The organism is Mesorhizobium sp. AA22 (assembly GCF_001672375.2).
GTDB classification, from domain to species: Bacteria; Pseudomonadota; Alphaproteobacteria; order Rhizobiales; family Rhizobiaceae; genus Mesorhizobium; species Mesorhizobium wenxiniae.
The window spans coordinates 441,096-464,140 of the sequence record NZ_CP048406.1 but is presented as its reverse complement, the minus strand read 5'-3'; the positions used below and the strand labels follow the sequence as shown (position 1 = coordinate 464,140).

General features: G+C 63.1%; 21 protein-coding genes. 5 read left to right on the top strand and 16 right to left on the bottom strand.

Annotated elements, in window-relative coordinates; translation table 11 throughout:
* The first annotated feature begins 115 nt into the window (after window positions 1-115).
* From A9K68_RS02150 to A9K68_RS02140, 3 genes are all read left to right on the top strand, one after another.
* Window positions 116-1,078 carry a sugar-binding protein gene (locus tag A9K68_RS02150; protein ID WP_029347363.1) on the top strand — a complete coding sequence of 321 codons (963 nt, stop codon included), beginning with the start codon at window positions 116-118 and terminating at the stop codon, window positions 1,076-1,078.
* Window positions 1,079-1,200: 122 nt separating this feature from the next.
* Window positions 1,201-2,745 (top strand): sugar ABC transporter ATP-binding protein, encoded by a 1,545-nt coding sequence (locus A9K68_RS02145; RefSeq protein ID WP_065011560.1) that lies wholly within the window; start codon window positions 1,201-1,203, stop codon window positions 2,743-2,745.
* Window positions 2,746-2,829: 84 nt separating this feature from the next.
* Entirely contained in the window at window positions 2,830-3,825 is a 996-nt protein-coding gene (locus A9K68_RS02140) for an ABC transporter permease (RefSeq protein ID WP_065011559.1), read from the top strand.
* A gap of 176 nt (window positions 3,826-4,001) precedes the next feature.
* On the opposite strand, the gene phnN is transcribed toward A9K68_RS02140, so the two are convergent.
* The 9 genes from phnN to A9K68_RS02095 form a co-directional block, all read right to left on the bottom strand.
* Entirely contained in the window at window positions 4,002-4,631 is a 630-nt protein-coding gene (phnN, locus tag A9K68_RS02135; protein WP_203546877.1) for a phosphonate metabolism protein/1,5-bisphosphokinase (PRPP-forming) PhnN, read from the bottom strand.
* Complete coding sequence (locus A9K68_RS02130) at window positions 4,628-5,767, bottom strand: alpha-D-ribose 1-methylphosphonate 5-triphosphate diphosphatase (RefSeq protein ID WP_065011557.1); 1,140 nt, start codon at window positions 5,765-5,767, stop codon at window positions 4,628-4,630. Before A9K68_RS02130 ends, phnN begins: the two co-directional genes overlap by 4 nt.
* A gap of 81 nt (window positions 5,768-5,848) precedes the next feature.
* On the bottom strand, window positions 5,849-6,556 hold the full coding sequence (locus tag A9K68_RS02125; protein WP_065011556.1) for a DUF1045 domain-containing protein: 708 nt from the start codon (window positions 6,554-6,556) through the stop codon (window positions 5,849-5,851).
* A gap of 150 nt (window positions 6,557-6,706) precedes the next feature.
* Window positions 6,707-7,519 carry a 5-deoxy-glucuronate isomerase gene (iolB, locus tag A9K68_RS02120; RefSeq protein ID WP_065011555.1) on the bottom strand — a complete coding sequence of 271 codons (813 nt, stop codon included), beginning with the start codon at window positions 7,517-7,519 and terminating at the stop codon, window positions 6,707-6,709.
* A 6-nt stretch (window positions 7,520-7,525) separates the two neighbouring features.
* On the bottom strand, window positions 7,526-7,744 hold the full coding sequence (locus tag A9K68_RS02115) for a DUF3329 domain-containing protein (protein ID WP_029347375.1): 219 nt from the start codon (window positions 7,742-7,744) through the stop codon (window positions 7,526-7,528).
* Window positions 7,745-7,791: 47 nt separating this feature from the next.
* Complete coding sequence (gene iolE / locus A9K68_RS02110; RefSeq protein ID WP_065011554.1) at window positions 7,792-8,709, bottom strand: myo-inosose-2 dehydratase; 918 nt, start codon at window positions 8,707-8,709, stop codon at window positions 7,792-7,794.
* 149 nt (window positions 8,710-8,858) lie between these two features.
* Window positions 8,859-10,709, bottom strand: coding sequence for a 3D-(3,5/4)-trihydroxycyclohexane-1,2-dione acylhydrolase (decyclizing) (iolD, locus tag A9K68_RS02105; protein WP_065011681.1), 1,851 nt, complete (start codon window positions 10,707-10,709; stop codon window positions 8,859-8,861).
* 35 nt (window positions 10,710-10,744) lie between these two features.
* Window positions 10,745-12,679 (bottom strand): 5-dehydro-2-deoxygluconokinase, encoded by a 1,935-nt coding sequence (iolC, locus tag A9K68_RS02100; protein WP_065011553.1) that lies wholly within the window; start codon window positions 12,677-12,679, stop codon window positions 10,745-10,747.
* 130 nt (window positions 12,680-12,809) lie between these two features.
* The gene (locus A9K68_RS02095; protein WP_065011680.1) at window positions 12,810-13,655 is read right to left on the bottom strand and encodes a MurR/RpiR family transcriptional regulator; all 846 of its coding nucleotides are present in this window, start codon (window positions 13,653-13,655) and stop codon (window positions 12,810-12,812) included.
* A gap of 154 nt (window positions 13,656-13,809) precedes the next feature.
* On the opposite strand from A9K68_RS02095, the gene A9K68_RS02090 reads away from it, so the two are divergent.
* A complete protein-coding gene (locus A9K68_RS02090) occupies window positions 13,810-14,919 on the top strand; it encodes a Gfo/Idh/MocA family oxidoreductase (protein ID WP_065011552.1) in 1,110 nt (369 codons plus the stop codon).
* A gap of 24 nt (window positions 14,920-14,943) precedes the next feature.
* Here the strand turns inward: A9K68_RS02090 and A9K68_RS02085 are convergent, their stop codons facing one another.
* Window positions 14,944-15,645 (bottom strand): YafY family protein, encoded by a 702-nt coding sequence (locus tag A9K68_RS02085; RefSeq protein ID WP_065011679.1) that lies wholly within the window; start codon window positions 15,643-15,645, stop codon window positions 14,944-14,946.
* A 125-nt stretch (window positions 15,646-15,770) separates the two neighbouring features.
* Between A9K68_RS02085 and A9K68_RS02080 the strand changes: the two genes are divergently transcribed.
* Window positions 15,771-16,406, top strand: coding sequence for a LysE family translocator (locus A9K68_RS02080; protein WP_065011551.1), 636 nt, complete (start codon window positions 15,771-15,773; stop codon window positions 16,404-16,406).
* 57 nt (window positions 16,407-16,463) lie between these two features.
* On the opposite strand, the gene A9K68_RS02075 is transcribed toward A9K68_RS02080, so the two are convergent.
* The 6 genes from A9K68_RS02075 to A9K68_RS02050 all read right to left on the bottom strand — a co-directional run bounded on the left by A9K68_RS02075 (window position 16,464) and on the right by A9K68_RS02050 (window position 22,722).
* The gene (locus tag A9K68_RS02075) at window positions 16,464-17,555 is read right to left on the bottom strand and encodes a 3-deoxy-7-phosphoheptulonate synthase (protein ID WP_065011678.1); all 1,092 of its coding nucleotides are present in this window, start codon (window positions 17,553-17,555) and stop codon (window positions 16,464-16,466) included.
* Between the two features lie 210 nt (window positions 17,556-17,765).
* The gene (locus A9K68_RS02070; protein WP_065011550.1) at window positions 17,766-18,560 is read right to left on the bottom strand and encodes an SDR family oxidoreductase; all 795 of its coding nucleotides are present in this window, start codon (window positions 18,558-18,560) and stop codon (window positions 17,766-17,768) included.
* Window positions 18,561-18,587: 27 nt separating this feature from the next.
* The gene (gene iolG, locus A9K68_RS02065) at window positions 18,588-19,589 is read right to left on the bottom strand and encodes an inositol 2-dehydrogenase (RefSeq protein ID WP_065011549.1); all 1,002 of its coding nucleotides are present in this window, start codon (window positions 19,587-19,589) and stop codon (window positions 18,588-18,590) included.
* 129 nt (window positions 19,590-19,718) lie between these two features.
* Window positions 19,719-20,486, bottom strand: a complete 768-nt coding sequence (locus A9K68_RS02060) for an ATP-binding cassette domain-containing protein (RefSeq protein ID WP_065011677.1) — start codon at window positions 20,484-20,486, stop codon at window positions 19,719-19,721.
* 2 nt (window positions 20,487-20,488) lie between these two features.
* Window positions 20,489-21,565 carry an ABC transporter permease gene (locus tag A9K68_RS02055; RefSeq protein WP_065011676.1) on the bottom strand — a complete coding sequence of 359 codons (1,077 nt, stop codon included), beginning with the start codon at window positions 21,563-21,565 and terminating at the stop codon, window positions 20,489-20,491.
* A gap of 215 nt (window positions 21,566-21,780) precedes the next feature.
* Window positions 21,781-22,722, bottom strand: coding sequence for a sugar ABC transporter substrate-binding protein (locus A9K68_RS02050; RefSeq protein WP_065011548.1), 942 nt, complete (start codon window positions 22,720-22,722; stop codon window positions 21,781-21,783).
* Window positions 22,723-23,045 lie beyond the last annotated feature (323 nt).

The following is a 23,045-nucleotide window of genomic DNA, read 5'->3' as shown; positions in this document are numbered from 1 at the left end:
GCGGCTGGAATGGTGCCGTTCTTTCGCTGCCATCACCCCTTGAGGAGGGGGCGTCCAAGCCGCATTCGACAAGTTCAGATCAGCGAAAATGACTGAATCAAATGGGAGGTTGAACATGAAATCTGCGATACGAAATGCGTCCATCGCTGCCGCGGCCTTGGCCCTCGGTCTGTCCATCACTGCAATTGCCCGTGCCCAGGATAAACCGACGCTGGCCTTCGTCGTCAACGGCGCCTCCGATTTCTGGAAGGCGGCCGAAGCCGGTGTCAAGAAGGCGCAGGCCGAACTGCCCGGCTACAATCTGGAGCTCAAATATCCGGAGCAGTCGTCGGTTGCCATTCAGCAGCGGCTGATGGACGATCTGGTGACGGCCGGCGTCAAGGCCATCATGGTATCGGCCGTCGATCCCAAGACCTCGACCGACGGGCTCAACAAGATCGCCTCGGAGACGGCGCTGTTCACCACCGACAGCGACGCGCCGCAGACCAAGCGTATCGCCTATATCGGCTCATCCAACATCGATGCCGGCAAACAGGCGGCCGAGATCGCCAAGAAGGCGATGCCCGACGGCGGCAAATGCCTCGGCTTCGTCGGCTTGCTCGGCGCCGACAATGCCAAGGAGCGCATCGAGGGCATGAAGGAAGGGCTCGCCGGCACCAAGATCGAGCTGATCGACGTGCGTGGCGACGACATCGACCAGGCCCGCGCCAAGAAGAACGTCGAGGACGCGCTGGTCGCCAGCCCCGACGTCACCTGCATGGTCGGCTTCTATTCCTACAACACGCCGCGCATCTATGAAGCGCTGCGCGACGCCGGCAAGCTCGGCCAGATCACGGTTGTCGGCTTCGACGACGATCCGATCACGCTGGGCGGCGTCAAGGAAGGCACCGTTGCCGCCACCGTGGTGCAGCAGCCCTTCGAATGGGCCTACCAAGGCATGAAGCTGATGGCCGCCTATCTCGAGGGCGACAAATCGGGCATTCCGGAGAACGGCCTGATCATCATCCCGACCAAGATCATCGGCAAGGACGACGTCGACGCCTATGCCGCCAATCTGAAGGCAATGTCCGGCAATTAGGACGAAAGCAGTTGCGCCGGCTCGAGGTTCGCTTCGGGTCGGCGGCTCGCATTGACGAACCCTGCGAGGGTCGTCAGTCTGCAGATGTGGCTAGAACGGCCCACCAGCTGCTGTCAGGCGTGATGAATTATTCCGACGCATCCATCGGCGTATCCACGACTGCCCCGTTCCTCAGTCTCGAGGGCGTGCGCAAGACCTATCCCGGCGTGGTCGCGCTGGATGGATTTTCGATGGAGGTCAGGCCTGGCGAGGTCATCGGCCTCGTCGGCGAAAACGGCGCCGGCAAGTCGACGCTGATGAAGATCCTCGGCGGCGTGACCACCCCCGACACCGGCACGATCACTGTCGACGGCGTCGCCCATGATAGGCTGACCGTCGAAGCCAGCATCGGTTCCGGCATTGCCTTCGTTCATCAGGAACTCAACCTGTTCGAAAACCTGGACGTTGCCGCCAACATCTTTTTCGGCCGCGAGCCGTTGCGCGCCGGTCCGCTCAGGCTGGTCGACCGCGCCAGGCTGCGCACGCTGGCGGCGCCGCTGCTCAAACGCGTGGGCGCCAATTTCTCGGCCGATACGCCGGTATCGACGCTGTCGCTTGCCCAGCAGCAGATGGTCGAAATCGCCAAGGCGCTGTCGATCGAGGCAAGGCTGGTGATCCTCGACGAACCGACATCGAGCCTGCCCCTTGCCGAAACCGACAAACTGCTCGATGTCATCAGAGCGCTGAAGGCTGAGGGGATCAGCGTCATCTTCATCTCGCACCGTCTTCACGAGGTCGAGCGGGTCGCCGATCGCGTCGTCGTGCTGAGGGACGGCAAGCTTGCCGGCACGCTGCCGAAGAGCGCCGTCAACCACGACCAGATGGTCAAGCTGATGATCGGCCGCATGCTGAAGCAGCGGGAGAAGGCCGCAGAATCGGCGCGCCCGCCCGGCACTGTCGCCATGTCGGCCAAGGCCATTCGCACCAGCGCCTATCCAGACCGGCCGGTCGATCTCGGCGTCAGGCAAGGCGAAATCCTAGGGCTGGCGGGCTTAGTCGGCTCTGGCCGCACCGAGCTGGCGCGCGTGCTTTTCGGCATTGAGACGAGCCTTGGCGGCGCGCTCCAGCTTGATGGAAAAGACCTGGTTCTCGGTTCGGCCGCCGACGCTGTGGCCAACGGGATCTTCCTCGTCCCGGAAGACCGCAAGTTGACCGGCATCCTGCTCGATCTGTCGATTGCCCAGAATATTTCGCTTCCCAATCTGCCGGCGCATGCCCGGCGGTTCCTGGTTTCTGCCGGCGCCGAAGCCGACACCGCCGAGAAGCAGAAACGCAATCTCGGCATCAAGGCGCCGTCGGTGGCGACGCGCACCGGCACGCTGTCAGGCGGCAACCAGCAAAAGGTCGTGCTGGCCAAGTGGCTTGCGATGAACCCCAAGGTGATGCTCCTCGACGAGCCGACGCGCGGCATCGACATCGGCGCCAAGGCCGAGATCTACGGGCTGATGCGCGCACTGGCCGATGCCGGTGTCGCCGTGCTGATGATCTCCAGCGACATGGAGGAGGTGATTGGCGTCTCTGACCGCATCGCTGTCATGCATGAGGGCCAGATCTCAGGCATTCTCGACAAGGAACAGTTCAGCCAGGAAAACGTGCTGCTGCTGGCCGTGGGCAAGCAGCCGAGATAGATTTTTGTTTTGGTGCAGGTTCTGGTCGCAAAACCGTAGAACACTTTTGCGGAGCCTGCCTAGGCAGGGATTGGGGAGAAGACGATGAGCAAGAAAGATCTCGGCCTGCTGATCCTGATCCTTGTGGTGGGAGCGGTGGTGGCGCTCATAAATCCGCGCTTTCTGCTGCCCATCAACCTCGCCAACACGTCGAACCTGATCGGCCTGTTCGGCATCCTGGCTATCGGCCAGGCCTTCGTCATCATCACCGGCGGCATCGAATTGTCGGTCGGCTCCGTGGTTGCGCTGCTCGGCGTCCTGTTCGTCGATTTCATCGCCACGCGCGGCATGGCATGGCCGGTCGCGCTGCCGCTGATCCTCGTGCTTGGCGGCATGATCGGGCTGGCACATGGCTGGCTGATCACGCGGCTCAAATTGCAGCCTTTCGTGGTGACGCTGTGCGGTCTCTTGATCTATCGCGGCGTCGCGCGGTTCTACACAGCCGACGGCACCGCGGGTTTTGCTTTCGGACAGAACTTTCCGGAGCTCGAGTTCCTGACCGCGGGGCGATCCTATGGCGTGCCGAACAGCTTCATAGCGCTGATCGTCATCGCCATCGTGATGTGGGTGGTGCTGCATCGTTCGGTGTTCGGCCGCTATCTCTACGCCATCGGCAAGAATGAGGAGGCGGCGAAATATTCCGGGATACGCACCGGCCGCGTTGTCATGGCGGCCTATGTCATCTGCGGTGTGCTGACGGCGCTGTCGGCGATCTACTTCGCCATGTACACGCGCTCGATCTCGCCGGCGAGCCACGGCCAGTTCTACGAACTCTATGCCATTGCCGCGGCAGTGCTCGGCGGCTTTTCGCTGCGCGGCGGCGAGGGCTCGCTGATCGGCGTCATCCTCGGCACGGTTCTGCTGCAGGAGCTCCAAAACCTCGTCAACCTGCTCGGCATCCCCTCCTCGCTCAATTTCGCGGTGATGGGCGGGGTGATCCTCATCGGAGTGCTGGTCGATCAGCAATGGGGCGTGTACCGGGAGCGGCGGCTGATGCTCGAGGCGACCCGCACGGGCATGGCTGGTGCGTCCGCGGAATAGCGGCTCCGCCTCTCCCTTCTCCCCCCTGTGGGAGAAGGTGGCCGAGCCAAGCTCGGCCGGATGAGGGGTGTTCCAGCTTGACGCCGACCGAGCTCCGGCCAGCACCCCTCAACCGTCTTGGCGCTATGCGCCAATCCACCTTCTCCCACAAGAAGGGAAGAGGGGAAGACGCAGCCTTAAATTAAGCCCGACATGTCGGAGAATGCCATGGCCTTGCGCAGCACATCGGCAAAGCGCTCGCCGGCCGCCTCACGCGGGCCGCTATTGTCGATCGAGGTGACGCCTGGCCCGGACAACGCCACATTGGCGCTGCGCGCCAGGCGCGCCAGCACTTCGCCGCGCGACTCGCGGCCGCGCATCGCCAGTCGCTCGGCCAGGATTTCCGGCGATGCGGTGATCTCGACGACAGCCAGATTGGCATAGCGATCGCGCAGCGCCGGGATGATGGCGCGGGAGACATTGACAATTGCGACGCGGCCATTGGCCACCGACCAGTCGACTTCAGCCGGGATGCCGTAACGCAGGCCATGCGCCTCCCAGGAGATGGCGAAGGCGCCGTCCGCTTCCGCCTCGACAAAGGCGGCGTCGGCGAGCGTGTCGTGATCCTCGCTCGTCGTGTCGCTCGGCCGGGTGATGACCCGGCGCACGAACTCCAGCCGGTTCTCGTCGGCAAACAGTGCCCGGGCATAGCCGATCACCGTATCCTTGCCGGCGCCGCTCGGCCCGACGACGGCGACGAAGACGCCGTCGCGGATCGGAAACGCAGCGGCGGACAATTCACGCTCGATCGACGCCGACACCATCACGCGACCCGCCGTCCCTGCCGCCAGACCGTGCGGACCACCGGGACATGGTCGTCGAGACGGACGCGAACCAGGTCGGCGCGCCGGCCCTGCTCGATGACGCCACGGTCGGCGAGGCCGACCGCCTCGGCCGGGTTCTTCGAAACCATGGCCACCGCCTGAGGCAGGGAAATGCCGCCGACTACGTCGCCGAGAAAAAAGGCCGACTGGATCAGGCTGAAGGGAATGTAGTCGGACGACAATATGTCGAGCAAGCCTTCGCCGGCGAGCGTGCGGGCCGAAACATTACCCGAATGCGAAGCACCGCGCATGACGTTCGGCGCGCCCATCAGCACCCCGAGCCCTGCCTCCTTCGAAGCTTTTGCGGCCTCCTTCGTGGTCGGGAACTCGGCGACGCGGACACCCTGTTCGATCGCCGCGTCGACATGGCCTGTCGTAGCGTCGTCATGGCTGGCCAGAACGATGCCGCGCTGATGGCAGGCGGCAGCGATGAAGGCGCGGTTCGGCCCCGAATTCGTCGCCGACTCTGCCATCCGCTTCTCGCAAAATTGCTGGAATTCGCGATCCGTCAGCTTCAGCTTGCGCTGGTAGTAGTAGGCATAGGTTTCCAAGTCGACGAACTGGCGCTGTCCCGGCGCATGGTCCATCAGCGACGCCAGCTTGATCCTGTCATCGCCATCGAAGTGGGCGAAGGCGGCGAGGCAATCCGGCGCCGAAACCTCGCAGCGCAGATGGATGAAATGGTCGGCCCGCAGCCGGTCCTGCTGGACGCTGTCCTCGATCGCATCGGCCAGCTTGCGCATGTCGGCCGAATTCATGTCGGCGTCGTCGTCCATGCCGACGCGCAAGGCGTCGAGCACGGTGGTGATGCCGGCGGTCGCCACCTGCGCGTCATGGGCGAGAACGGCGGCGATCGGGTTCCAGCGCACCTTCGGCCGCGGCGCGTAATGGCCTTCGAGGTGGTCGGTATGCAGCTCGACCAGCCCGGGAATGATGAAATCGCCGCCCATGTCTTCGCCGGTCCGGCCGGCGCCGGCATCGATCCCGGTGATCAAGCCGTCGCGCAGCACGATCGAGCCTTCGACGATCTCGTCGGCAAGCACGATGCGGGCATTGCTGAGAACGGTCTCGGCGGTCATTTCAGGCAATCCCTGGAGCATTTTTGCAGCCAATTGAAACCGATTGGCGTCGCAACAAGGCGGTTAAAACAAATAGTCATCTCAGGCAGTTCTTCTGGCCGGGCGGCGCCCGAGCGTGTGATGGGAAAGCACCATGAACGGGGCGCCAGGTTCAGTTTCGACAAACAGGGTCAGTGCGTCCACCGGCATGGGCCGTTGCAGGACCTGCGCAAACAGGCTGTCGATTGCTGCGCGAAGACGAGGGCTTTCCTGTGACGAGGCACGGCCGGATAGCGTCATATGGAACCGGAAGGTCTCGAAGACATAGGGGTAGCCCCACTGGCAGAGATTGCGGAATTCATCCGGCTTCAGCGAATCAGGGCTGCGCCGTTCGATCTCAGCCTCGGTCAGCGGCGCGCGAAAACGGTCGAAGTCGCGCACAACCTCGTCGGCGAAGCGGTTGAGCGCCGGCAGCGGTCCTTCCGGCACGAGCGCGAAGAAGCCGTCGATCTGGCTGACGACCAGCCGTGGGATGGTCACCACCGGCGTCGCCAAGGCAAAATCGTCGAGCGCCGCGCGAAGCGCGGCTTCCGTTTCGTTCGAAGCCAGCCGGAAGGGCGCCTTCAGCGTCGCATGAAAACCGTAGCGGCGCGCCGAAGCGGTGTGGAAGGCGACTTCCGCCGCCGACAGCTCGCCCACCGCCTCGACCGGCCTCGTGGCGGCGCCGAACGGGTCGCGGCCGAGCCAATTGGCGGCGATCCGCGCCAGCGGTTCGTCCTGCCGGGGAGTGAAATAGATGGCGTAGCGCATCGAAAGTCCTCGTCAACTCCCGCTGCCATAGGCGATTTGCATGACGAAATGACGAAGCTGATGATCGCCCTGATAACAAAGTTGTTCAGGCGGGTCATTAGCCGACGATTTTTTCGCCTTGGGCCAGTTGCCGACCGGAAGGGAGCGCGATCAGGCCTTCATCAGCCATTCGTGCTCGGGCGCGTTGTGAAATTTCCACGTCCGCTTCGGCCCCGCCATGACGTTGAGGTAGTAGAGGTCATAGCCATGGCAGGCGGCGCAAGGATGATAGCCCTTGGGCACCAGCACGACATCGCCGTCCTCGATCGCCATCGTCTCATCGAGCGATCGAGCGCCAGTCCGGTCGGCATCGGTGTAGACGCGCTGAAAGGCAAAGCCCTGCGGCGGGTTGAGGCGGTGGTAGTAGGTCTCCTCGAGATAGGACTCGGCCGGCAGATTGTCCTGGTCATGCTTGTGCGGCGGATAGCTCGAGGTGTGGCCGCCCGGCGTGATGACCTCGACCACCAGCAATGAGTCGGCCGGCTTGCCCTCCGGCAGGATGTTGGTGACATAGCGCGTGTTGGTGCCCTTGCCGCGAACCTCCTGGCCGAGATCCTTCGGCGCAATGACGCGGACCGGCAGGCCGCCGCCAAGCCCCGGCGCCGAGCAGACCGCGAGTTCGAGATCGGTGTCTGATGTCACCGACCAGTCAGAGCCCTGCGGCACATAGACCGACCACGGCTTGCCTTCGAAGGGCGACATGCGTTCGCCGAGCAGGCCGAGATCCTTGCCGCCGGCCGTCGCCTTGCCCTTGCCGGTGACGAACACCAGGCAGACTTCACGGTTCGCGGTTTGCCCGGAGGCTGTTCCGCCTGGCCGCAATCGATGCAGATCGAAACCGACATAAGTCCAGCCGGCGTTTTGCGGCGTCACATGGGCGACGCGGCCCTGGCCCTTATCGGCCTTAACCAGCAGTTTCGACATCGCGGTTCATTCCTTTGGTTCGGTATCGGCCGAAGCCTTGCCGCCGTCGGCCGGCTTATAGAGATAGAAGAACTGCCAGACGGCATAGCCGGCGAAGCCGAGCGCGATCATGCCCCAGAACGGCGCGCCGGTGGCAAACTCGACCACGGCCCAGCCCAGGCAGACCGCGACGATGGCAACGCGCCGCCACAAGGGCCGGAAGAACGGATGCTCGGAGTCCTTCATCGGATCAGCCCCCGCATCGGATCAGCCCTTCGCCGGGAATACTGCATTCAAGCATTGGGGAAGCCCTGTGTTTCAACGGTGTAACCGGCAGCCGTCATCACCCGCATCAATTCCTTGTAGCCGACTTGCGCCATCTTGAACGGCGGATTCGTCTTCGGGTCCTGCTCGGCCTCGACGACGAACCAGCCTTCATAGCCGTAGTTCGCCAGCCTTTCCACGATGACGCCAAAATCCAGCGAACCGTCTCCCGGCACCGTGAAGGCGCCGAGCGCCACGGCGTCTAGGAAGGATTGCTTCTGGCGGTCGAGTTTCTCGATCACCTCCATGCGTATGTCTTTCACATGCACATGGTTGATGCGCCGGTGATGCTTGTCGATGGCGCGCAGCACGTCACCGCCGGCAAAGGCTAGGTGACCGGCATCGAGCAGCAAGGGGATGCCTTCTCCCGAAAAGCGCATGAAGGCATCAAGCTCCGGCTCCGTCTCGACCACCGCTGCCATATGATGGTGGTAGGAGAGCGGCATGCCTTGCTCGGCGCACCATTCCCCGAACTGCGTGAGGCGCTTCGCATAGGCTTTCATCTCGTCGTCCGAAAGCCTGGGCTTGGTGGCGAGCGGCTTCGAGCGGTCGCCCTGGATGGAGCGGCCGACCTCGCCGTAGACGATGCAAGGCGCGTTCACCGCCTTGAACAGATCGATCATCGGCTGGATGCGATCCTTATTCCCCGCCATGTCTTCGTCGACCAGCGTACCGGAGAACCAGCCACCGCAAAGCGTGACGTCGGCCTCTTTCAGGATCGGCAGCATGATCTCCGGGTCACGGGGAAAACGGCGGCCCATTTCCATGCCGGTGAAACCTGCCGAACGCGACTGGCGCAAGCACTCCTCCAGCGAGACGTCATCGCTGAGTTCCGCAAGATCGTCGTTCCACCATGCAATGGGGGACATGCCCAGTTTGGCTTTCAAGTCGTCACTCCAATGTTCGTGTCCACCCTCGCCCTTTGTGGGGAGGGTCGCTGCGAAGCAGCGGGGTGGGGGTGCGGCGCCCGACCCCCACCCGGACCTTCGGTCCGACCTCCCCACAAGGGGGAGACAGGGGCTTGGCAGCGCCGACATCAATCTCCAATCTTCTGCATCTGCCGCTTTTCATCATAGGCTCTGCGCGCCGCATTCACTTGCGGCCGTGTCGAGACTTCCGGCACGGCAACGTCCCACCAGCTTCCACCGGCTTCGGTCGAAACTAGCGGATCGGTGTCGATGACCAGCACTGTGGTCCTTGTATTCTTCTTCGCTTGCGCCAGCGCCGTTTCCAGCCCGGCGACCGAGGAAACCTTCTCAGCGATGGCGCCGAGGCTTACCGCATGCGCCGCGAAGTCGATGTCGGGCAATATCTTATGGCGTGCGTCCTTCAGCAGATTGTTGAAGTTGGCGCCGCCGGTCGCCATCTGCAGCCGGTTGATGCAGCCATAGCCTCTATTATCGAGCAGCACGATGGTCAGCTTGAGGCCGAGCATGACCGAGGTCGCGATCTCGGAATTGAGCATCAGATAGGAGCCGTCGCCGATCATCACGACGACCTCCTCGTCGGGCTTCGCCATTTTGGCGCCGAGCCCGCCAGCGATCTCGTAGCCCATGGTCGAGAAGCCGTATTCGGCGTGGTAGGAGCCGGGCGCGCCCGCCTGCCAGAGCTTGTGTAACTCGCCGGGCAGGCCGCCGGCGGCATGAAGCAATATCACGCCGGAGCCCATGGCGCGCTGCACGGCGCCGATCACTTGCGCGTCGGACGGGTAGGCGGCATTAGTCGACGCCGTCACCTTGTCTGCATCGGCCTGCCAGTCCTTCTTGCCCCTGGCCGCATTGTCGGTCCAGGCAGCCGGCGCCTTCCAGCCGTTCAGCGCCGCGTCAAGCTCGGCGAGCCCTTCCGCCGCATCGGCGACCAGCGGCAGCGCCTGGTGTTTTCCCGCATCGAAAGGCTGGACGTTCAGCCCGATGATGGTCTTGCCGGAATTCTTGAACAGCGCCCACGAGCCGGTGGTGAAATCCTGCAGCCTGGTGCCGACGGCAAGCACGACGTCGGCTTCTTCAGCCAGCCGGTTGGCCGCCGAAGTGCCGGTGACGCCGACCGCCGCCATGTTGAGCGGATGATCGTCCGGCAGCGAGGATTTACCGCCCTGCGTCTCGCAGACCGGGATGCCGGCGCCTTGCACCAGCTTCGCCAATTCGCCGGAAGCCTGCGAATAAAGCACGCCGCCGCCGGCAATCACTAACGGCTTTCTTGCCGCCTTCAGCGCCGCCACCGCGGCCGCCAATTCCCTACGGTCCGGACGCGGCCGGCGCTGGTTCCAGACCCGTTCGGCAAAGAAGCTCTCGGGGTAGTCATAGGCTTCGGCCTGCACGTCCTGGCAGAGCGCCAGCGTCACCGGTCCGCATTCGGCCGGATCGGTCAGCACCTGCATGGCGCGATTGAGCGCCGGGATGATCTGCTCGGGCCGGGTGATGCGGTCGAAATAGCGCGACACGGGCTTAAAGCAGTCATTGACCGTCGCCGTGCCGTCGGAGAAATTCTCGGCCTGCTGCAGGACAGGGTCGGGGATGCGATTGGCGAAGACATCGCCGGGCAGAAACAGGACAGGCAACCTGTTTACATGCGCAAGTGCTGCCGCCGTCACCATGTTGAGCGCGCCGGGGCCGATCGAACTTGTCGTGGCGATGAAGCGGCGACGGAAATTGGCCTTGGCGTAGGCGATCGCCGCATGCGCCATCGCCTGTTCGTTGTGGGCGCGGAAGGTCGGCAATTCGTCACGCACCTGGTAGAGCGCCTCGCCGACACCGGCGACATTGCCATGGCCGAAGATCGCCCAGACGCCGCCGAAGATCGGCATTTTTTTGCCGTCGATCTCGGTCATCTGGCGGGCAAGAAAGCGGGTCAGCGCCTGCGCCATCGTCAGGCGGATTGTCTTGGTCATCTTGTTTTCCTCCGCAGTCCTAATGCCGCGCCTTCTTATGCTGCTTTGCGGCCGCGCGCGGCAAGCCATGCCTCGGTTAGTCTCTCGAAGCGCGACGCCATGTCGGCCACTGCCTCGTCGTCCGACATCTTGCCCGCAAGCCACTGTTCGGCCGCGTTGATGAAGATGGTGCGTCCGACGGCGAAGCCCTTGACGATGGGCGCTTTGGCGGTGGCAGCGAAGGCCGCTTCCAGCTCGTCCTGCGGCGCTTCGAGGCCGAGCAGCACAACCCCACGGCACCACGGATCGTTCTTCAGGATCACCGCCTCGATCTTTGCCCAAGCCCCGGCCGAAGCCTGCGGTTCGAGCTTCCACCAGTCGGGCTTGATATCGAGCGCATAGAGTTCCTCCAGCGCGCGCGGGATCGTCGTGTCGTCGAGCTCGCCGTGCTTGCCGGCGATGATCTCGATGAGAAGTTCTCTTCCTACTTTCCGCGCGGCCTCGAACAGGCTTTTGAGCTTCTGCTGCTGCTCGGTCTTCAGCGGCTCCGGGTCGTCCGGGTGATAGAAGCACAGGCACTTGATGCAATGGTCGACCGGCCACTCGATCAATTGCGAGCCGATGTCCTGCGAGAATTCAAAACGAAGCGGCCGCGATCCCGGCAGCTCGACCGGCCGGCCGAGCCAGGCGAAGGAATGGCGGGCAAATTCGAACATCGCCTCGCGGCCGTATTTCTCGTCGAGCAGCATGCCGTAGCCGGCGCGGCCGGCGGCAACCTTTGCCGCCGCCTTGACCGTCAGCACCTTGAACTCATCGATGCGCGACGGATCGGCGCCGGCTTTCGCGGCGACATCGTCAAGCTGGATACGGTGGTCGCAGGCCAGCGCCATCAGCGAGGGAATGACGCGCCGGCGCGTCGTCGCCCAATGGATATGGTTGATTGCCTCGTCCTTGCGCAACGCCAGATGCCTGCTGCCGTTCTTCAGGAAGAACTGCAATTCCTCGAAGGTCGGGTATTCCGGCGCGCAGAGCAGCCGCGACACGGCGAAGGCGCCGCAGGCATTGGCCCAGGTCGCCGCCGTCGCTAGGCTCTCCTCGCCGAGCCAGCCGCGCAGGAAGCCCGACATGAAGGCATCGCCGGCGCCGAGCACATTATAGACCTCGATCGGAAAACCCTTGCCGACAATGCCGTCTTCGAGATCGTCGCTGATCGGCCCGTCATAGACGATGCAGCCCATGGCACCGCGCTTCAGTACGATAGTGGCCTTGGACAGCGAGCGGATCATCTTCAACGCGCTGAGGCAATCGTCAGTGCCGGAGGCGATCATGATCTCTTCTTCGGTGCCGACGATCAGATCGCAGTCGGGCAGCACTGTCTTCAGCTGCGCGGAGACCCGGTCGGATTTCACGTAGCGCTCGAACCCTTCGGCATGGCCGGCAAGGCCCCAGAGATTGGGGCGGTAGTCGATGTCGAACACCACCTTGCCGCCATTGGCCTTGATGGCGCGGATCGCCTTGCGCTGGGCGGCATCGCTGTTGGGCCGCGAAAAATGCGTGCCGGTGACGACGATGGCGCGCGCCGAGGCGATGAACGCTTCGTCGATGTCCTCCTCCGCCAGCGCCATGTCGGCGCAGTCGCTGCGATAGAAGATCATCGGCGAGACGCCTTCGTCCTCGACCGACAGCAGCACCAGCGCGGTCAGCCGGTCCGGGTCGGTCTTGAGGCCATCGACCGAAACCCCTTCGCGCGTCAGCTGCTCGCGGATGAAGCGGCCCATCTGCTCGTCGCCGACGCGAGTGAGCAGCGCCGAGCGCAGGCCGAGCCTCGCCGTGCCGACCGAAATGTTGGCCGGACAGCCGCCGACCGACTTGGCAAAGGAGGTGATGTCCTCCAAGCGCGAGCCGATCTGCTGGCCATAGAGATCGACCGAGGCGCGGCCAATGGTGATGACGTCGAGCGGCGCATGTTTCGCGTCCATGGCTTCGCCCATTCGAACCTCCCATCAGCCTTGTTGTCTTGGGGTACACGCGCGAGCGGCAGCGTGGCGCCGGTAATATGAAATAATAATTCCAATCCATAGTCAATATGGAACGCGCATTCCTTTGCTGAAAAGTAGCCTGTCAGGCCTTGCGCTTGCGGCCAGCGTCGCGCCGCTTCTCGCCAACCGCAACGGTCAGCGCCATGGCCAGCGCCATCGTCGCCGACAACGAGCGGAAGCCGGCGAAATCGGCCTCGGCGACCTCGAACCAGACCTTGGCGAACTGGGCGAGCGGCGAAAAGGAACTGTCTGTGATCGCCACGATCGGAACGCCTTGCTCGGAAATGACGCGCGCCTCGTCGATGGCCGCCGGGGCATAGGGTGAGAAACTGATGGCGATGACGGCATCCCTGGGCGAGGCAAAGCTGATCATCTCGGCGTTGAGGCCGGCGGCCGATTCGATCAGCTGGTTGCGGATCTTGAGCTTGCCCAGCGCATAGGCGATGTAGGAGGCGACCGGATACGAGCGGCGCTTGGCCAGCACATAGATGGTCTCCGCCTTTGCCAGCAAGGCGATCGCCTCTTCGAAATGGTCTTCGTTCAACCTGCCTGAAATATCGTTGAGCGAGGTGCTGGCCGCGGCGACGAAGCCGTCGAAGATCGCCCGGTGACCGGCGCCTTCCTCGGCCTTGGCGCGCAATGCCGCCAGTCTTTCGTCATAGGACGAATTGCGCTCGCGCAGGCGCTCGCGAAACACCAGCTGCAGACTGGTGAAGCCGTCGAAGCCGAGCTGCTGGGCGAAGCGGATCAAGGTCGAAGGCTGGACGCCGGCCGAAGCGGCGATGCTGGCGGCCGTGCCGAAGGCAATGTCGTCAGGATTGTCGAGCGCATAGGCGGCGATCTGCGCGATACGCTTGGGCAGGCTATGGCGCCGTTCCAGGATCGTCGTCCGCAGCGTCTCGAAATCGCGGGGCACCCGTTCGTCCATCGTCGCTCCGCCCAGGCTCGTCAGTCGATGCCGTGTGTGCCCCATCATAGCGAGCCTGTGCAAGAAGGCCATAAAAAATGAGGCATGCGTTCCATTTCTGGATAAAATGGACTAATTCATCCACACAACCTTTCTGGCGACGGAGAAAAGGGAAATGGTCGGAGTCGGTCTTATCGGCACGGGCTTCATGGGCAAGTGTCACGCCATCGCCTGGAACGCGGTCGGCACCGTCTTTCCCGACGTGGCCAAGCCAAGGCTGGTCCATCTCGGCGAGGTCAATGAGGATCTTGCCAAACGTCGTGCCAGCGAATTCGGCTTCGCCAGGGCCTCCGGCGACTGGCGTGCCGTCGTCGATGATCCGGATGTCGATATCGTCTCGCTGACCACGCCCAACCAGTTCCACCCGGAAATGGCCATCGCCATCCTCGAAGCCGGCAAGCATCTGTGGTGCGAAAAGCCGATGGCGCCGAGTTTTGCCGAGGCGCAAGCCATGGCGGCGGCGGCGCAAAAGTCCGGCAAGGTGGCCGCTCTCGGCTACAACTACATCCAGAACCCGGCCATCCGCCATATCGGTGCGCTGCTCGACGAGAAAATCATCGGCGAGGTCAACCATCTGCGCGTCGAGATGGATGAGGATTTCATGGCCGACCCGGAGGCGCTGTTCTTCTGGAAGCACGAGGCGACGTCCGGTTACGGCGCGCTCGACGATTTCGCCGTGCATCCGCTGTCGCTGGTCGCCGTGCTGTTCGGCCGCGTCGCCCGCGTGATGTGCGATATGGCAAAACCCTATGCCGATCGCCGCGTTGCGTCGGGCGGGCGCCGCGCGGTCGAGACCTACGACATCGCCAACGTGCTGATGCATCTCGAAAACGGCATTGCCGGCACGCTGCTGGTCAATCGTTCGGCCTGGGGCCGCAAGGGCCGGATCGCCATCCAGATCTTCGGCTCGAAGGGCTCGATCCTGTACGACCAGGAGCGGATGAACGAGTTCCAGCTCTACCTCACATCAGACCGGCCGACCGAGCAAGGCTATCGCACCATCCTGGTGGCGCCGCATCACAAGCCCTACGACGCCTTCCTGCCGGCACCCGGCCACGGTCTCGGCTTCAACGACCTCAAGATCATCGAATGCCGGGAACTTTTGGCGCGGCTTGCCAGCAAGCCGGCGCGCATCATCGATTTCGACGAAGGACTCGAAATCGAGCGCACCGTGCATGCCATGGCGCGCTCGTTCGAGGAAAAGCGCTGGGTGGATGTTAGATAGCTCAACCTGGAAGCCGGCGACGCATCAGTTGCCGGCGGTTGTGGCGTTGATCTCCCACCCATCCACCCAGAGCTGCCGCAGATCATCGCCTTCGCCCTTGAACCATAGGCCTGTCGGCTGGCAGTCATCGATGCGGTCGCTGCGGACATTGCGGATGGCCTGGCGGAGTTCGCACCAGGCGACGATGTTGGCGGTTTCGGCATAGTAGATGAGGGCGATCGGGCGGATGATGCGTTCGGTCGCCCGGCCCGCTTCATCGCAATAGGAGAGGTCGAGCTTTTCCTCGTCGCGGATGGCGCGGCGAACCAGCGCCAGATCGACCGCCGAGGCCGAAGGTGCTGCGAATCCCCAGGCATGCAGGGCGTTGGCATCGAGCGTCTGGCGCAAAGGCGGCGGCACCGCGCCGGCGATCTTGGCGCTGACGTGCTTGGCCGCCTGCTTCAGCTCGCTGTCGCCGGTGCGCTCCAGCAACGCCAGCGACAACACGATCGCCTCCATCTCCTCGATCGAAAACATCAGCGGCGGCAGGTCGAAGCCGGGGTGCAGGATATAGCCAATGCCGCGGCCGCCTTGGATCGGCACACGCATCGCCTGCAAAGCGGCAATATCGCGATAGACCGAGCGCATCGTCACTTCCAGACGCTCGGCAATCATTGCCGCCGTCACCGGCTTTCTGGCTAGCCGCAGGATCTGGATGATCTCGAACAGACGCGACGCCTTGCGCAATTCATTCAACCTCGAAGGCAACTGACAACACCCCGTCAGTTGGGATCACCTATAGGGCGGCCTATCGGTTTGAAAATCAACAGGTTCCGCTGCGGCTTTGCGGCGCCAGACGGCAGGCAACTGACATGAGCTACACGGAAAACCTCTGGCTGTTCTTCATTCTCCTGTTCGGCATTATCGCCGTGCCGGGCATGGACATGCTGTTCGTGCTTGCCAATGCGCTGACCGGCGGACGCGACAGAGGATTGGCGGCGACCGGCGGCATCATGCTGGGCGGCATGGTGCATACGCTGAACGGCGCGGTCGGCGTCGGCCTGCTGATGCATTTCGTGCCGATCCTGTTCAAGCCGCTCCTGATCGCCGGCGCCGCCTATATGGCCTTCATCGGCATTACTCTGATGCGCAGCTCCATCACCGTCGGCGATAACGCGCCCGCCGGCAGCCGCACTGCCTGGAAGGCGTTTCGCCAAGGGCTGGTGACCTGCCTGATCAATCCGAAGGCCTATCTTTTCGTCCTTGCCGTCTATCCGCAGTTCTTGAAGCCCGCCTACGGTCCGATCTGGATGCAGGCAACCGTCATGGGGTTGCTGACGGTCCTCACCCAGGCCGCCATCTATGGCGGGCTTGCGATCACCGCCGGCCGCAGCCGTAACCTGCTGGTCGCCAATCCGCAGGCGACCGCTCTTGCCGGCCGGGCGGCTGGGCTGTTGCTGTTCGCCGTCTCGGTGTTCACTGTCTGGGAAGGACTCAGCGCGGCGTGATCCGCCGGGGAACGCCGCGCTGCCGTGTTTCAGCACCCTTGCCACAAGAGGAGCGCGTCAGGCGGCTCCCGGACGGCTTGATATCATTGCGCGTCGCGCTGACCGGCGCCGCTCGACGGCGTCGGCAAGGCCGTGCAGCACCGTCTCGGTGGTTGCCCAGTCGATGCAGCCATCGGTGATGCTCTGGCCATAGACCAGCGGCTTGTTGGGCATGACGTCCTGCCGGCCGGCGACGAGGTTGCTCTCGATCATGACGCCGATGATGCGCGCGTCGCCTGCTGCGACCTGGCCCGCCACGTCAGCCGCCACCGTCGGCTGGTTCTCAGGCTTCTTGTTGCTGTTGGCGTGGCTGACATCGATCATCAGCCGAGGTGCTACCCCGACCCGACCGAGCTCCGCGCAGGCGGCAGCTATGCTGGTTGCGTCATAGTTCGGCACAATGCCGCCGCGCAGGATGACGTGGCAGTCCTCGTTGCCGGTGGTCGTCGCGATGGCGCTGCGCCCGCCCTTCGTCACAGCCATGAAATGATGCGGCTGGGCGGCGGATTTCACCGCCTCGGCGGCGATCCGCAAATTGCCGTCGGTGCCGTTCTTGAAGCCGACAGGGCAGGACAGGCCGGATGCGAGTTCCCGATGGATCTGGCTCTCTGTCGTGCGCGCGCCGATCGCCCCCCAGGCAAGGAGGTCGGCAATATATTGCGGAGTGGCCATGTCGAGGAATTCGGTCGCCGCCGGAAGGCCGAGATTGTTGACGGCGGAGAGCACGTTGCGGGCCAGCCTCAGTCCCTTGTCTATATTGAAGCTGCCGTCCAGGTCGGGATCGTTGATCAGGCCCTTCCAGCCGATCGTCGTGCGCGGCTTCTCGAAATACACGCGCATCACGATCTCCAGCCGGTCCGACAGGCTCTCTCGAAGCGTCGCCAGACGGCTGGCATAGTCTACGGCAGCGTCCGGATCGTGGATCGAGCAGGGGCCGACGACGACGATCAGCCGATCATCGGCGCCGGTCAGCACGGCGTGGATGGCGTTGCGTGACGCGGTAACGGTCCGCGTGGCCGTCAGCGTGCGCGGTATCTCCCGCATCACCTGGTCCGGCGTACTCAATTCCCTTATTTCCTTGACCCGAAGATCGTCGGTGGTGGTCAACACGGCTTTCTGCTCCTGATTGGGAGACCTGCCGGCTGACACAAAAAAGCCGCCAGGTCTGGCGGCTGTTCGGATTTTGATGCTGCAATCTTCAGATCGAGCGCAATCCTCCCGCCGCCAGCGAGCTGCCGTAGCTAAAGTACCAGAACGAGGCGGTCAGGTGGATCATGCCAGCCCTATAGCCGAAGCCGGGGCGCTTGTCACGCCCTGATGCTACTCTGCGCCCGCTCCGGCAACGTTCTGGTCGTAATCGACCAGCGATCCGGTCATGACGCCCGACTGCGGGCTGACCATATAGCTGATCAGCCGGGCAAGCTGGTCCGGCTTCACCAACTGGCCCATCGGCTGCGCGGCCTCGGCCTTTTCCAGCCAGTCGTCGGGTGCCGCGTGCCATTTCTTCTGCACGATGTCCTCGCCCTCGGTGTCCATCCAGCCAGGCAGCACCGCGTTGCAGCGGATGCGATTGCTGCGATAGGCGTTGGCGACATTCTTGGTCAGCGTCATGAGAGCGCCCTTGCTCGACGAATAGGGCGTCAGGAACGACTGGCCGCAATGCGCCGACATCGACAACACGTTGACAATCGAGCCAGGCGCCTTGCGGTCGAGCAGGTGCGCCACCAGAGCCTGCATCAGGAAGAAGGGGCCGCGCACATTGGTCTGGAAGATCTGGTCGAATGTTTCCTCGGAGGTCTCGACCAGTGATCCGCGGGCCGATGTGGCGGCGGCGTTGACCAGCGCGTTGACGGTGCCGAAATGAGCGATCGCCGTTTCGACGGCCCGCTTGCAGTCGGCCACTTGGGCGACATCGGCGCTGATGAAAATCGCGTCGACGCCCGACTTCTTGAGGGTGGCGACGGCCTTGTCGCCCTTCTCCTGCGAGCGTCCGATTAGCGCCAACGCCCGGCAGCCCTCATCGGCCAGCGCCTCGGCGACGGCGAAGCCGATGCCTTGCGCGCCGCCGGTGACGATGGCGCGTGTTTCGGAATTGCGACCGGCGGAACCGTTCATCGCCTTGCTCCTGTGCTTGGTGTTGCTTCAGATGGTCTTGTCGAGGCGGACGGTCTTGCCGTCCCTGGCCGATTTCAGCGCCGCGTCCGCCAGCCGCAGCGCGACGAGCCCATCCTTGCCGCTCGGTGCGGCCTTGTTGCCTGATGTCGCCGCCGCGATGAAGGCGGCGATCTCGTTGGCATAGGCGTCGAGGTAGCGGGTCATGAAGAAGTCGTGCAGCGGCGGGCGCGTATAGCCTTTCTCATTGGCCAGTTCGATCGACACCGGCCGCTGGTTCTCGGCCGCGACCATGCCTTTCGAGCCATGCACCTCGATGCGCTGGTCGTAGCCATAGGTGGCGCGCCGCGAATTGGAGATGATGCACTGCTTGCCGGAGGCGGTTTCGAGGATGACGCTGACGCTGTCGAAATCGCCGGCCTCGCCGATTTGTCTGTCGACCAGCACCGAGGCATGGGCGCTGACCGCCACCGGCTCCTCGCCGAGCAGGAAGCGCGCCATGTCGAAATCATGGATGGTCATGTCGCGGAAGATCCCGCCCGAGCGGCCGATATAGTCGAGCGGCGGCGGGCCGGGATCGCGCGACGTGATGGTCACCATCTCGACGGTGCCGATGGCACCGTCGTCGATCGCCTTGCGCACGGCGGCGAAATGCGGATCGAAGCGGCGGTTGAAGCCGACCATCAAAGTGGCGCCGGCCTTGTCGACCACGGCCAGGCATTCTTCCACTCTGCCGGCGTCGAGGTCGATCGGCTTCTCGCAGAAGATTGCCTTGCCGGCCTTGGCGAACCGCTCGATCAGATCGGCATGGGTGTCGGTCGGCGTGCAGATGATGACCGCATCGATATCCCCGGCTTTTTCGATTGCCTCGATAGTGCGTACTTCCGCGCCATAGGCCGACGCCAGCTCCGCCGCTGCCTTCTCGAAGGCATCGGCAACTGCGACCAGTCTGGCCTGCGGATTGGATCCGACGGCACGGGCGTGGACCTTGCCGATGCGGCCTGCACCGAGAAGAGCGAAGCGGAGAGACATGGGATTTCCTTTGAGGATTGTTCGAAATGGAAGTGCGTCTTTACTGCACCGTTCACGGCAAGGCGCAGTAGATTTTCTTATTGCGGTTGCTCGGCGACGGGCCGATGACCCGCCGCGCCGGCATTCGCCTTAGGCCGCAAGTTCTGCCTCCCCGGTCTTGGCGCCGGTGATGTATGAGACGACGTCGTTGCCGTCGGTGTCCTGCTTGCGCAGATTGGCGACGATGCGGCCGCGTCGGAAGACGACGATGCGGTCGACCAGATCAAACACCTGGCGCATGTTGTGACTGATCAGGATCAGCGGCTCGCCATTGGCTTTCAGCGTGCGGATGATGTTTTCGACCTGCATCGTCTCCTGCACACCAAGTGCTGCCGTCGGCTCGTCCATGATGATGAGCTTGGACGCAAAAGTCGCGGTTCTGGCGATTGCCACGCACTGGCGCTGGCCGCCCGACATGTGGCGGATGGTGTTGGAAAGGTTGGGAATCTTGACCGCCGTGCGGATCAGCGCTGCCTCGGTCGCCTTACGCATGAACTTGCGATCGAGGATCGAGAACGGCCCGAGATTGAAAAGCACCTTTTCGCGGCCGAGAAACAGGTTCGACGGCACGTCGAGATCGTCGGCGAGCGCAAGGTTCTGGAACACCGTTTCGATGCCCGCCTCGCGCGCGGCGATCGGGCCGGCGAAGTTCACTTCCTTGCCATCGAACCAGACCTTGCCGCTGGTGCGCTGCTCGACGGCCGTGATCTGGCGCACGAAGGTCGATTTGCCGGCGCCGTTGTCGCCCATGATGGCGACATGCTCGCCCTTGCGCAGTTCGAAGTTCGCGCCTTCGAGCGCATGCACGCCGCCATAGTATTTGGTCAGGTTTTCGGTCTTCAGGACGATGTTTGACATGATCAAGCCCTCATTGCCCGCAGGCGCTGGCGCCACTGATCGAGAACGACTGCGCCGATGATGATCACACCCTTGACCATCTCCTGGTAGTAGGCGTCGAGGCGCAGGAAGGTGAAGCCGGAGATGATGACGCCGAAGATCAGCGCACCGATCACCGTTCCGATGATCGAGCCGCGGCCGCCAGACAGCGAGACGCCGCCGATGACCGCCATGGCGATCGCGTCCAGTTCGTACATCACGCCCATGCCGGCCTGAGCGGTGAGGTTCTTGGAGCTCAGCACCACGGCAGCAAGCGAGGCGAGGATGCCGGCAATGACGAAGACGAGGATCTTGTGGTTCTGGACATTTATGCCGGACATGCGGGCGGCGTCCTCGTTGGAGCCGATGGCATAACAGTGCTTGCCGTACCTGGTGTATGACAGGATCAGCTGGAACAAAATCGCCAACGATATGAAGATGATGACCGGCATCAGCCCCTTGCCGATGGCGGCGAAACTTTCGGTGGGAAACGAGATCGGCTGCCCCTTGGACCACCATTTGGCGACGCCGCGCGCGGTGACCATCATGCCAAGCGTGGCGATGAACGGCGGAATGCGGGTGTAGGCGACCAGCGTGCCGTTGATCAGGCCCGCCAGCAGCCCGCAGCCGATCGCGACAAGCACCGGCACGATCACCGGCAGGTCGGTCCAGCCCTGCTCGATGAACATCGCCTTGGGGTTAGGGTTGCCGTTGACCGTCGCCACCTGGGCGAAGCTCATGGCGATCATCGCCGTGGCGCCGACGACCGAACCAGAGGAAAGATCGATGCCGCCGGAAATGATCACTTGCGTCACGCCGATGGCGATGATGCCGACGATCGATACCTGCAGGATGATGATCTGCAGGCGCGCCTCGTTGAAGATCGTATCGACATTGGCGCGGGTGTTGAACAGGAAGCTGTCGCCAAGAAAGACGCGGCCTATCAGCTCGAAGGCGCCGACGAGGATGATGAGCGCCAGGAAAACGTTGAATTCGGCAGGCCATGTGCGCTTCTTCGCATCATAGCTGAGTCCGCCGACGCCATGGGTTGTCTGTGCCAAATCTTGATCCTCCATCAGCCCCAGTCGCCCTCCCGCCGGCTGTTTCGGCGATAAGGGAAAGGAGGAGCAGCGCTGTCCCTTTGTTTTGAGCATCGGGTTTCCCCAAAACCGGCTTCCACTTTTGGGTCCGATGCTCTTGTTTTTCGAACATCGGATTCTCAAACCGGTCCGATGCTCTGCCGCGCCGCTCCCTATCGAAAATCGGGTCCTCCGCCTCAGTTCTTCTGCAGGAACTTGTCGATGTTTGCCGGCGTGACCAGCTGGAAGGGGATGTAGACCTTCTGTTCAACCGCCTCGCCCTTGGAAAGCTTGAGCGCCGCGTCCAGCGCCCCGGCACCCTGGCCGGCCGCATCCTGGAATACGGTGACGTCGAGATCGCCCGCCTGCATCGCGGCAAGCGCGTCCTGAGTGGCGTCCACGCCGCCGACGACAACTGACTTCATATCGAGGTTGGCAGCCTTCATGGCCTGGATCGCACCGATGGCGCTTTCGTCATTGTTGGCGATCACACCGTCGAACGGCTTGCCGGTCGACAGCCAGTTGGTCATCAGGTTCTGCGCTTCCTCGCGTTTCCAGTTCGACGTCTGCTTGTCGATGATCTTGATGAAGCTGCATTCCGGAGTGGCGATCACATCGTCAATGTCCTTGGTGCGCTGCACCGCGGCCTGGTTCGACAGCTCGCCCATGATCACGTAGACATTGGCCTCGGTCTTGCCGGCTTCCTTGAACAGGCGGCAGACTTCCTGGGTCTCGAGAGTGCCTGACTCAACCTCGTTCGAGGCGACGAAGGCCTGGTTGTCCGGCAGTGTGTCGACATTGACCGGCTCGCGGTTGACATAAACCAGCGGAACATTGGCCGCAGCGGCGGCGTCCGACATTGCCTGGGTGGCCGAGGTGTCGACCGGATTGACGATGATCGCGTCGACGCCCGAGGCGACAAAGTTCTTGATCTGGTCGAGTTGCTTGGCGACGTCGTTCTGCGCGTCCTCGACCTGCAGCTCCACGCCGTCCATGCCCTTGGCCTGCTCGATCATGCCGTTGCGCAGCACGGTGAGGAAATTGTCGTCGAAAAGCGCCATTGACACGCCGATTTTGGCAGCGAGGGCGGACGAGCTCATCAGCGCCAAGAATGCGGCGCCCAACAGCAGTTTCTTCATTTTATCTCTCCTCCACAGAATTGGTGTCCGGCTGCACCGATCTACCCGGAATCCCCGATCTCCAGGGGAATCTCTCCCGATTGCCAACTCCGTTCCCGATGGCGATTTCCGCGCTGGCTGGAACGCCAAGTCCTCTGCTTGAAACAGATGTTCCGGAACGAAAGAACCAAAATACCTATCTGGTGAAATATTTATTCCATTCCGCCTGCGGGCGTCAAGGAGATTCCGAAATCGGATGGCGGATTTTCGGACAACGCGGCTGAGCGCCGGCAAATCTTCTGCAAGAATCCATCAGGCTGATGGTTCACATCATTGCCGATGCA

Bases quoted from the DNA above. Each gene is read 5' to 3' on its own strand.
- iolB (WP_065011555.1), bottom strand. From the start codon at position 7,519: ATGTCGAAACTGCTGGTTAAGGCCGATAAGGGCCAGGGCCGCGTCGCC.
- A9K68_RS02125 (WP_065011556.1), bottom strand. From the start codon at position 6,556: ATGCGCTACGCCATCTATTTCACTCCCCGGCAGGACGAACCGCTGGCG.
- iolG (WP_065011549.1), bottom strand. From the start codon at position 19,589: ATGTCTCTCCGCTTCGCTCTTCTCGGTGCAGGCCGCATCGGCAAGGTC.
- A9K68_RS02145 (WP_065011560.1), top strand. From the start codon at position 1,201: ATGAATTATTCCGACGCATCCATCGGCGTATCCACGACTGCCCCGTTC.
- A9K68_RS02060 (WP_065011677.1), bottom strand. From the start codon at position 20,486: ATGTCAAACATCGTCCTGAAGACCGAAAACCTGACCAAATACTATGGC.
- A9K68_RS02140 (WP_065011559.1), top strand. From the start codon at position 2,830: ATGAGCAAGAAAGATCTCGGCCTGCTGATCCTGATCCTTGTGGTGGGA.
- A9K68_RS02130 (WP_065011557.1), bottom strand. From the start codon at position 5,767: ATGACCGCCGAGACCGTTCTCAGCAATGCCCGCATCGTGCTTGCCGAC.
- A9K68_RS02050 (WP_065011548.1), bottom strand. From the start codon at position 22,722: ATGAAGAAACTGCTGTTGGGCGCCGCATTCTTGGCGCTGATGAGCTCG.
- iolC (WP_065011553.1), bottom strand. From the start codon at position 12,679: ATGGGCGAAGCCATGGACGCGAAACATGCGCCGCTCGACGTCATCACC.
- A9K68_RS02115 (WP_029347375.1), bottom strand. From the start codon at position 7,744: ATGAAGGACTCCGAGCATCCGTTCTTCCGGCCCTTGTGGCGGCGCGTT.
- A9K68_RS02090 (WP_065011552.1), top strand. From the start codon at position 13,810: ATGGTCGGAGTCGGTCTTATCGGCACGGGCTTCATGGGCAAGTGTCAC.
- A9K68_RS02095 (WP_065011680.1), bottom strand. From the start codon at position 13,655: ATGGACGAACGGGTGCCCCGCGATTTCGAGACGCTGCGGACGACGATC.
- A9K68_RS02070 (WP_065011550.1), bottom strand. From the start codon at position 18,560: ATGAACGGTTCCGCCGGTCGCAATTCCGAAACACGCGCCATCGTCACC.
- A9K68_RS02150 (WP_029347363.1), top strand. From the start codon at position 116: ATGAAATCTGCGATACGAAATGCGTCCATCGCTGCCGCGGCCTTGGCC.
- iolD (WP_065011681.1), bottom strand. From the start codon at position 10,709: ATGACCAAGACAATCCGCCTGACGATGGCGCAGGCGCTGACCCGCTTT.
- A9K68_RS02080 (WP_065011551.1), top strand. From the start codon at position 15,771: ATGAGCTACACGGAAAACCTCTGGCTGTTCTTCATTCTCCTGTTCGGC.